3 protein-coding genes are annotated in these 6,166 nt (G+C 74.0%); all 3 read right to left on the bottom strand.

Going from position 1 to position 6,166, the window contains the following annotated elements; genetic code table 11:
* The coding region (locus tag AC08OX_RS13795; RefSeq protein ID WP_476608194.1) for a tetratricopeptide repeat protein at window positions 1-479 on the bottom strand (479 nt) is incomplete at its 3' end.
* A gap of 2 nt (window positions 480-481) precedes the next feature.
* A complete protein-coding gene (locus tag AC08OX_RS13800; RefSeq protein ID WP_476608193.1) occupies window positions 482-1,837 on the bottom strand; it encodes a toll/interleukin-1 receptor domain-containing protein in 1,356 nt (451 codons plus the stop codon).
* Window positions 1,838-1,868: 31 nt separating this feature from the next.
* Window positions 1,869-5,960: an ATP-dependent RNA helicase HrpA gene (gene hrpA / locus AC08OX_RS13805; RefSeq protein WP_476608195.1), complete on the bottom strand. Its 4,092-nt coding sequence runs from the start codon at window positions 5,958-5,960 to the stop codon at window positions 1,869-1,871.
* Between the last annotated feature and the right edge of the window lie 206 nt (window positions 5,961-6,166).

Here is a 6,166-nt window from a genome sequence, read left to right on the forward strand (position 1 = left end):
CGACTGACCAGGGTGTCGGGGTGTTCGGGGCCGAGGATGCGTTCGCGGTCGGCGACGGTGCGCTCGGCCAGGCGGCCGGCGGCGTCGATCCGTCCGGCGCCGCGGGCGACCCGCGCGAGGGTCTCCCGGCAGGCCAGGGTGTCGACGTGCGCCGGGCCGTCGAGCCGCTCGCGGGCGGCCAGGGCGCGGGCCGCGAGGGGGAGGGCCTGGTCGGCTCGGCCCTGCTCGAGCAGGTAGGCCGCCGAGCGTTCCGCCAGCCAGGCGGCCTCCGGACCGTCGGCCTCCGGACGCTCGGCGGTGGCGTCGAGCACGGCGAGCGTATGCGGGAGCAGCTCCCGCCAGGCGGGCCAGGCTTCCGGGTTGGCCGTGACGGCGTCGGGCAGCGACGCGCGCAGCATCCGGGCCATGGTCGCGACGATCTCGTCGGCCTGGTCGGGGCCGGTGTGGGTGTGCACGGCGGCCCGCACCAGCCGGTGCATCGTCACGGTGTCCGCGTCGCGGTGGGCCAGGCCGTACCGCTCCAGGACGCCGACGGTGTCGGCGAGGGCGAGCGGGTCGCCGCCCGCAGCCCGGCATCGGGGATCACGTCCGGCTCGGCGGTGAACAGCCGGATCGGGATCGGTTCGTTGTCGCCGTGCGCGACGATCCGCAGCAGGTGGCCGGCGGCCGGTGCCTCGGCGTCGAGCCGGCGGATCGGCTCGTCCCAGAGGGTGGGGGCGGTGGCCCCGGGCCGCCCGCTCACCTCCCCCTGCGCCAGGAGGACCTCCGGCCGGTCGATTAACACCTGAAGGTAGGTCTCGGCGGGGGTGCGGCCGGTACTGATGCGGTGGGCGGCCTGGTCGAGGGCGAGCGGGTGGTCCCCGAGCCGCTCGGCGATCCGGTCGGCGACCGTCCGTTCGACGGCGGGCAGCCGGCCGGCGAGCAGGGTGACGGACTCGGCCCGGTCCATCGGCCCGACCGGCACGACCGGGCCGAGATGGTCCCAGCCGGGGTTGCGGGAGGTCAGTAGCAGCCGGCCGGGTTCGGTGGGCCGCAGCCAGTCCGGCAGCGTGTCGGCGTCGGCGGCGTCGTCGAGCACGATCAGCCAGCGGCCGTCGGCCCGGCCGAGGTTCGCGATCACGGCGGCCGGTTCCGCGTGGCCGGGCAGGCCCACCGCCGGGGCGAGCTCGCGCACCCGCTCGCCGATCAGCTCGGGGCGTTCCGCCGGCACCCACCACACGGCGTCGAGATCCGCCCGGTGCTGGCGGGCGTACTCGGTGACCAGCGGCGAGCGGGACAGCGCCTCGTCGAGCCGGGCGAGCGCGGCCGTCCGGCCGACGAACCGGGCCGGCTGGTCCGGCACGTTCCACACCGCCGGCAGCTCCGGCGGGAAGATCCCCCGCCGGCCGGGGAAGCCCGGCGGCTGTTCCGGCTGTGGCCGGTCGCCGCGCAGGGCCGCGAGCAGGCTGGCTCGGACGGCGATCTCGCTGCGGTCGAACAGGTCGACCGGGACGAGTTGGCCCAGCAGACCGGGCAGCGGCCGGTCCGCCACCCTGGTCACCAGCAGCCGGCGTTCGCCTCCGGTCGGGTCGGCCGACCACGCCGCCGCCCATTCGGCGACCGCGGGCGAGGAGCGCAGGTAGCCGTCGGAGACCACCGCGATCGTGTGCCGGGCCTGGCTCACCGCCCGGTCCAGCCACCCCACCCGATGCGTCCCCGCCGGCGCCCAGGACTCAAGCAGGACCTGGTAGCCGGCATCCTCCAACGTCCCGGCGATCCATTCGGCCCAGGCCCGCCCGTCGTCCGCGTACGACACGAAACAGTCGGGAGCGCCGTGCCCATCGCCCCCGCCGGTCACCGTCCCAGCATGGCATAGTCACCGAAACGGATTAACCGAGGATGGCGTCGATCGCCCGGTAGACGCGTTCCTCGGAAACCGGGTACGGGGTGCGCAGGCTCTGCGCGAACAGGCTCACCCGCAGCTCCTCGATCATCCAGCGGAGGCGCCGGATCTCGGGCGCCGGCTCCCGGCCGGCGGGGACGGCGGCGAGCAGCTCCCGATAGGCGTCCTGGACGCGCCCGACGGTCGCGGTGTTGAGCCTGTCCCGCCCGGGATCGCGGGGCAGCCGCTCCAGTCGCCGTTCCAGCGTGGTCAGGTAGCGGACGAGGTCCGCCAGCCGGTCGGCCCCGGTGTCGGTGACGAATCCCCGGTAGATCAACGAGGTGAGCTGGTCGCGCGCGTCGGCCACCGACGCCGCCACCGCCGGGGCACGCAGCTCGCGCAGCGCCAGATCGACCGCGTGGGCGAGGCCGAGCACCTGCTGAACCTCGCGGACCACCTCGAAGGCGGCCTCGGGCAGTCCCGCGCGTACCGCGGCGAGCAGCGCGGTGAAGCCCGCTTCGTCCCAGGCGGGCCCGCCGGCCGCGGCGATCAACCGGTCGGCGGCGGCCCGCACGCAGTCGTCCAGCAGGTCGGCGGCGTCGCGGTGCGGGTTGTGGCTCAGGGCCAGCTTCGCGGCGTTCGACAGCCGGGCGTTGAGGCCGCGCACCGGGGAGGGGACGCCCAGCAGCACCAGGCGCCGGGTGCCGGCCCACATCAGCTGGCGCTGTTCGGCCTCGGTGTCGGCGGCCCGCACCGCGACCGAACCGCCCTCGTCGACCAGCGCCGGGAACGCCTTCACCACGTGGCCGCCCGCCACGTTGCCGCCGCGGCGCAGCTCGACGACCTTCGGCAGGGTGCCGAGGTCCCCCCACGCCCGCAGGCCGGCCCGCTCGAGGCCGTCCGCCGCGGCGGCGACGGCTTCCCGGGTCCTCGGGCGCAGCCGCTCCTTGATGGCGTCGAGGTCCTTGCCCTCGGCCAGCACCCGCCCGCTGGCGTCCTCCACCCGGAAGGTGAACCGCAGGTGATCCGGCACACCCGCCAGCGACCAGGAATCGCGCAGGATCTCCGGCCCGCCCATCCGGCGCAGCTCGTGTTCCACCGCGGTGAGCAGGGGCGCCTGGCGTGGCGTGATGTTCGCCAGGACCGCCTTGGCGTAGTTCGGCGCCGGGACGAAGCTGCGCCGCACCGCCTTCGGCAGCGCCCGGATGAGGGCGGTGACGAGCTCCTCGCGCAGCCCCGGCACCTGCCATTCAAAGCCCTCGGCGCCGACCTGGTTCAGCACGGCCAGCGGGATGTGCACGGTGACCCCGTCGGCCGCCGAGCCCGGTTCGAACTGGTAGCTCAGCGGCAGCGCGAGGTCGCCCGCCTGCCAGACGTCGGGGTAGTCGGCCTCGGTGATTCCCGTGGCGTCCGCGGTGACGAGCATCGAGCGCGGGAAGTCGAGCAGGTCCGGGGTCGTCCGGCGCGCCTTGCGCCACCAGGCGTCGAAGTGCCGGGCGGACACGATGTCCGCGGGGATGCGCTCGTCGTAGAAATGGAACAGCGTCTCGTCGTCGACGACGATGTCGCGCCGCCGGGCCCGGTGCTCCAGCTCCTCGACGTCGGCGAGCAGCTCCCGGTTGGCGTGGAAGAAAGTGTGGCGGGTCTGCCAGTCACCCTCGACCAGCGCGTGCCGGAGAGACAGCTCCCGGCACAGGACCGGGTCGATCCGGCTGTACTGGACCGGCCGGGAGGCGACGATCGTCACCCCGTACAGGGTCACCTTCTCGTCGGCGAGCACCGCGCCCTGCCGGCGCGACCAGCGCGGTTCGCTGTACGTGCGATGCACCAGGTGGGCGGCGAGCGGCTCGATCCAGTCCGGGTCGATCCGCGCGGCGGTGCGGCCCCACAGCCGGGAGGTCTCCACCAGCTCGGCGGCCATCACCCAGGCGGGTGGTCCGGACGGCCGCTTCGGCGCGTCCTCGCCCGCCGGGTCCCCCGGGTCCGCCAGCGCGGCTGCCGGGTTCGCCGACGTGGCTGTCGGCCCGGTGCGCTCGGCACGGTTCGACCGCCGGGCCAGGACGGAGCCCGGCCAGAGCGCGAAGCGGCCGCCGCGGGCGCCGGCGTACTCCCGGCGCTCCGGGTCGTAACGACCGATGTGCGACAGCAGCCCGGTCAGCAGGGCCCGGTGCACGGTTCGTGGATCGGTTCGTGGATCGGCCGCGCCGGAGCTATCGTCCCGGGGGGTGAGCCCCAGGCCGCGGACCACCGCGGCGAGCTGGCCGTGCACGTCCTGCCATTCCCGGATGCGCAGGTAGTTGAGGAACTCCGTGCGGCACATCCGCCGGAACTGGTTGGCCGACAGCTCGCCGCGGGCGTCGCGCAGGTAGTTCCACAGGTTCAGGTACGCCAGGAAGTCCGAGGTCGGGTCCGCGAACCGGGCGTGGCGGGCGTCGGCCGCCTGCTGGTGCTCGACCGGGCGCTCCCGGGGATCCTGGATCGCGAGCGCGGCGGCGATGACGAGCACCTCGCGCAGGCAGCCCTGCTCGTCGGCGGCGAGCACCATGCGGGCCAGCCGGGGATCCACCGGGATCTGCGCCAGCCGCCGGCCGAGGGGAGTGATCCGGTGACGGGGATCGGACGCGGTGGCGTCGAACGCCCCCAACTCGGCGAGGAGCAGTTCGCCGTCGCTGATCTGGCGGGGGTCGGGTGGATCGAGGAACCCGAACGTGGCCATCTCGCCGAGGCCAAGGTCGGCCATCCGCAGGATGACCGAGGCCAGGTTCGTCCGCAGGATCTCCGGATCGGTGAACTCCGGCCGGCCGGCGAAGTCCTCCTCGCTGTAGAGGCGGATGCAGATGCCGTCGGCGGTCCGCCCGCAGCGCCCCTTGCGCTGGTTGGCGGAGGCCTGCGAGATCGGTTCGATGGGCAGCCGCTGCACCTTGGTGCGGTGGCTGTAGCGGGAGATCCGGGCGGTGCCCGGGTCGATCACATAATGGATTCCCGGCACGGTCAGCGAGGTCTCGGCGACGTTGGTGGCCAGGACCACCCGCCGTCCGGTGTGCGGCTGGAACACCCGGTGCTGCTCGCCGGCGGACAGGCGGGCGTAGAGCGGCACGATCTCGGTGTTCGGCCGCTGCTCGCGGGTGAGTGCCTCGGCGGTGTCGCGGATCTCCCGTTCGCCGCTGAGGAACACCAGGATGTCGCCCGGGCCCTCCGCGCACAGTTTGTCGACCGCCTCGCTGATGGCCTGGGTCTGGTCGCGCTCGGCCTCGCCGTTCTCCCTGCCGGTCCTCCGCGCGCCGGCTGGGCCGCCGGCTGGTCCGCCGGCCGCCGGGACGAGCGGGCGGTAGCGGACCTCGACCGGATAGGTGCGCCCGGACACCTCGATGACCGGGGCACCCGCGAAGTGGGCGGAGAACCGGGCCGTCTCGATCGTCGCGGAGGTGATGACAATCTTGAGATCCGGCCGGCGGGGGAGCAGCGACCGCAGGTAGCCGAGGATAAAGTCGATGTTGAGGCTGCGCTCGTGCGCCTCGTCGATGATGAGCGTGTCGTAGCGGCGCAGCTGGCGATCGGAGGAGATCTCGGCCAGCAGGATGCCGTCCGTCATGAGCTTGACCAGCGTGTTCTCGTGCACCTGGTCGGTGAACCGGGTCTGGTAGCCGACGATGCCGCCCATCTGGGGAGCCGGGGTGCGCAGTTCCTCCGCGATGCGGTCGGCGACGGTACGCGCGGCGATTCGGCGCGGCTGGGTGTGCCCGATCATCGCCCGGACCCCGCGGCCGAGCTCCAGGCAGATCTTCGGTAGCTGAGTGGTCTTGCCGGACCCGGTCTCCCCGGCGACGACGACCACCTGATGATCCCGGATCGCGGCGAGAATCTCGTCCTTGCGCTGGGTGACCGGAAGGATGTCGGGGTAGTCGAGCGTCGGAACGCTGGCCCGGCGCCGCTCCACCCGTAGCGATGCCCGCTCCACCTCGGCGGCGATGGCCTGTAGGGCCCGCTGGCGCGCGGCGGGCTCGCGGGTGCGCCGGCTCTCGGCGAGCCGTCGGCCCAGCCGATGGGCGTCGCGAGGAGACAACCCGGTCAGCCGCGCGGACAGCTCTGCCGGTGGCACCGGGTCTGCCGGCGGTGACGGCTGCTGCGGCGGCGTGGCGGGAGGATTCAAGAGCTGCCTTTCCACACGTCGTCAAGCCTAGGGCACAGCTGTCCCGGCAGCGTTGCGTTCCTCCGGCCCGTCGGGCGGTGGCGACGACTCTTCGCCCGGCGAATTTTGGGGACCTGAGCACGGTCTGCGGTCCCTGGACCGTGTCTTGCTCCCCT

The organism is Frankia sp. CoBUL1 (assembly GCF_978021245.1).